Annotated in this window: 1 protein-coding gene; it reads left to right on the top strand. The window is 56.6% G+C overall.

Annotated elements, in window-relative coordinates; genetic code table 11:
- Positions 1-194 (top strand): isochorismatase family protein (locus tag AF337_RS32760; RefSeq protein WP_152971297.1); only part of this gene is annotated, 194 nt, incomplete at its 5' end.
- Between the last annotated feature and the right edge of the window lie 64 nt (positions 195-258).

The raw sequence follows: 258 nt of genomic DNA, 5'->3' as shown, positions 1-258 counted from the left end.
AGACAGACGTCTGCGTCTACGCGAGCGTTCTCGATGCGGTGGACGCCGGCTATCGGGTCATCCTGGCCGAGGATGCGCTGGGAAGCGGTGACATGAAAGCGCACGCCATGGTAACCGAGATCTTGGTGCCGAGGCTTTCGGAGCAGGTCGAAATCTTATCGACAGAAGCCATCCTGGATTTATGGCGAGACTGAGTTCGACAATGCGATTGCCAACCACGACGAACAGGCAGATTTGAGAGATCCGATGGATGTTCCC

This window comes from Rhizobium ecuadorense (assembly GCF_001187535.1).
In the GTDB taxonomy this organism is placed as follows: Bacteria; Pseudomonadota; Alphaproteobacteria; order Rhizobiales; family Rhizobiaceae; genus Rhizobium; species Rhizobium ecuadorense.
Note: the sequence above shows the minus strand (reverse complement) of the source record. Positions and strands in the feature narration are given on the sequence as shown.